Source organism: Achromobacter colocynthidis (genome assembly GCF_057334535.1).
Map to the genome: position 1 here is coordinate 1 of NZ_JBHFIZ010000039.1, position 3,385 is coordinate 3,385.

The window sequence follows — 3,385 nt, forward strand, 5'->3', positions numbered from 1 at the left end:
GCCACGACCCGAGATCGAGAACACGTCTTCAACCGGCATCAGGAACGTGCCGTCCACGGCGCGCTCGGGCGTCGGGATGTACGAATCCAGTGCAGCGGCCAAAGCCATGATGGCTTGCTCGCCCAGTTCGCCCTTGTCGCCTTCCAGCGCCAGCTTGGCCGAACCCTTGACGATCGGGGTGTCATCACCCGGGAAGTCGTACTTCGACAGAAGTTCGCGAACTTCCATTTCCACCAGCTCGAGCAGCTCGGCGTCGTCAACCATGTCAGCCTTGTTCAGGAAGACGATGATGTACGGCACGCCAACCTGGCGGCTCAGCAGGATGTGTTCACGCGTTTGCGGCATCGGGCCGTCAGCGGCCGACACAACCAGGATCGCGCCGTCCATTTGCGCCGCGCCCGTGATCATGTTCTTCACATAGTCAGCGTGGCCCGGGCAGTCAACGTGAGCGTAGTGACGCGCTTCCGTTTCGTACTCGACGTGGGCGGTGTTGATCGTGATGCCGCGAGCCTTTTCTTCAGGAGTCGCATCGATCTGGTCGTAGCCCTTGGCTTCGCCACCGAACTTGTTCGACAGAACGGTCGTGATAGCTGCCGTCAACGTCGTTTTGCCGTGGTCAACGTGACCAATCGTACCCACGTTCACGTGCGGCTTGGTACGTTCAAACTTGCCTTTTGCCATGGCTGACTCCTGACCTGGATTGCGCTTCAGACTGAAGAAAAGAACTTGGAAATTTGTGGTGCCCATGGCGCGGATCGAACGCGCGACCTCTCCCTTACCAAGGGAGTGCTCTACCACTGAGCCACATGGGCATTTAAAAATCTTGGAGCGGGTGAAGGGAATCGAACCCTCGTCGTAAGCTTGGAAGGCTTCTGCTCTACCATTGAGCTACACCCGCGGCATACCCATTCACCATCTCATCTCCCAAACTCTCAAAATCAAGGCCTGGGGAACCTTACAACCTTCTTTGCGAAGGCCGCCCAGTTCCCTAGGCCTAATTTTAAAATCCAGGCAGACATCGCCTGGATTAAGAGTTGGGTCTCTGGTGGAGGAGATTGGATTCGAACCAATGTAGGCGCAAGGCCAACAGATTTACAGTCTGCCCCCTTTAACCACTCGGGCACCCCTCCAGCGGAGAACTTGAGATTATGAACACTTTCGAATCCGGTGTCAAACCTTCCGGCTGAAAATATTCAAAAACTTTTGTTCGACCACTCGCGTTTCCGCGCAGAGGGGGCGAAGTTTACAGGTTTCCGCGAATTGATGCTCGCAAAAGTTGCGAATAGTCTTCGGCGGTGAAATTTACCGGATTGGTTGCGCCTGACGGATCTTCGCTGGCCATGCGCCCTACCCGCTCGGCCTGGCCCTCGTCGATGCCGATCTCGGCCAGCGTGTGGGGAATGCCGACGGCCTGGCGCAGCCGCAATACCCAATCAAGCACCGCGCCCGGCCCCGTGGCCGGCAGGTCCAGGTAACGCGCCAGCGCTTCCAACCTGGGCGCCACCGCGTGTTGGTTCGCCTTGAGGACATAAGGCATCAAGATGGCGTTGAGCATGCCGTGATGCGCGTCGTACAGCGCCCCCAGAGGATGCGCCAGGGCGTGCATGGCGCCCAGGCCGCGCTGGAAGGCGGTGGCGCCCATGGTGGACGCCACGAGCATTTGCTGACGCGCCTGCACATTCGAGCCGTCCGCCACCACTTGGGGCAGGTATTCCTTGATCATTCGCATGCCTTCGATGGCGATGCCCGCCGCCATCGGGTGAAAGAACGGCGAGCAATACGCCTCGAGGTTGTGCGATAGCGCGTCCATGCCGGTTGCGGCGGTGATCCTGGGCGGCAGGCCGAGCGTCAGCTCGGCGTCCAGAATCACGATGGCCGGCAACATTCGCGCGTGGAAGATGATGCGCTTGACCTCCGCGACTTCATCCGTGATGACCGATGCCCGCCCGACTTCCGATCCGGTACCCGCCGTAGTCGGCACGGCCACCACCGGCGCCATGCCGGTGACGTTCACGCGCTGATAGTTGTCGCCGATATCTTCGAAGTCCCATAAGGGACGATCCTGCCCCGCCATCAATGCGATCGCCTTGGCCGCATCCAACGCGGAACCACCGCCGAAGGCGATGACGCCGTCGTGGTCGCCTTGCTGGTAGGCCGCCACGCCGTCTTCAACATTGCGGCCTGTGGGATTTCCCTTGATCCCATGAAAGACCGCACACGCCAGGCCCGCTTTGTTGCACGCCTGCACGGCGTTTGCCACCATCGGCAAGGGGGCCAGGCCCGGATCGGTGACGAGCAGCGGGCGCGTCATGCCAAGTTCGCGGCACCATTGAGGCAGCTCCGCCGCCCGGCCCGGGCCGGCCTTGATTGCAGTCGGATAGTTCCAGTTAACGCTGGGCACGGTCATGGTTCGGTTCCTGAAGACATCTTGGATCAGACGGTTCGCAGATGGAAGGACTTGGCCTGGGTAAGCTGTTCGTAGCCGATGGCTGACAAGGACACGCCACGGCCCGTGTTCTTCACGCCCGTCCAGGCCAGGGCCGGATCCAGGTAGTCGCAGCGATTCATGAAGAATGTGCCGGTGCGCACTTGCGCACCAAGCGCCAGCGCGGCTGCCTCATCTTGCGCGTACACCGCCGCCGTCAGGCCATAGGGGCTGTCGTTCATCAATGCGACGGCCTCATCATCACCCGCGACCGGCATGATGCCGACGACAGGCCCGAAGCACTCTTCGCTCATGATGCGCATGCGATGGTTTACTCGCGTAAGGATGGCCGGGGCAACATAACACGAGCTTTCACTCGCATTACTAAAATGCGATGAATCCATCATGTTTTCAGCGCCTGCCGAAATGGCTTCGCCAACAACATCACGAATTTCCGCTGCGGCGCGGGCACGAACCACTGGGCCCAAGGTCGTGGTTTCGTGCAGCGGATTGCCCAACACATAAGCCTTGGTCAGGGCCACGGCTCGTTCGACGAAGTCGTCGTATCGCGCCTGCGCCACGTAGATGCGTTGAATACCGCAGCAGGACTGGCCAGAATTGAAGAACGCGCCGTCGACCAGGGATTCAACCGCGTGCTCCATATTGGCGTCGTCCCGCACATAGGCGGGATCGTTACCCCCCAGCTCCAGGCCCACCCCGATGAACCGGCCCGCCGCGCTTTCCTCGACAACACGCCCCCCGCGCACCGAACCCGTGAACGACACGTAGCCGATCTCCGGCGCTCGGATCAGCCTTTGCACCGTGTCATGATTCGCATGCAGGTACTGGAACACGCCCTGCGGCACGCCGGCGTCGCGGAATGCGCGGTCAAGCAATTCCGCACACAAGGGCGTCTGATCGGAGTGCTTCAGAATCACGGTGTTGGCGGCCATCAAGGCC

Annotated in this window: 3 protein-coding genes and 3 tRNA genes; all 6 read right to left on the reverse strand. The window is 60.6% G+C overall.

Annotated elements, in window-relative coordinates; translation table 11 throughout:
* Positions 1-681, reverse strand: a 681-nt coding sequence (locus tag ACE04A_RS26490) for a GTP-binding protein (protein ID WP_192493121.1), incomplete at its 3' end; no start/stop codon positions are given.
* Positions 682-737: 56 nt separating this feature from the next.
* Positions 738-812, reverse strand: a tRNA-Thr gene (locus ACE04A_RS26495).
* A 12-nt stretch (positions 813-824) separates the two neighbouring features.
* Positions 825-898, reverse strand: a tRNA-Gly gene (locus ACE04A_RS26500).
* Positions 899-1,043: 145 nt separating this feature from the next.
* Positions 1,044-1,130: transfer RNA gene (locus tag ACE04A_RS26505), tRNA-Tyr, on the reverse strand.
* A gap of 113 nt (positions 1,131-1,243) precedes the next feature.
* Entirely contained in the window at positions 1,244-2,407 is a 1,164-nt protein-coding gene (locus ACE04A_RS26510; RefSeq protein ID WP_279993464.1) for an iron-containing alcohol dehydrogenase, read from the reverse strand.
* A gap of 26 nt (positions 2,408-2,433) precedes the next feature.
* Positions 2,434-3,385 (reverse strand): aldehyde dehydrogenase family protein (locus ACE04A_RS26515; protein WP_485820689.1); only part of this gene is annotated, 952 nt, incomplete at its 5' end.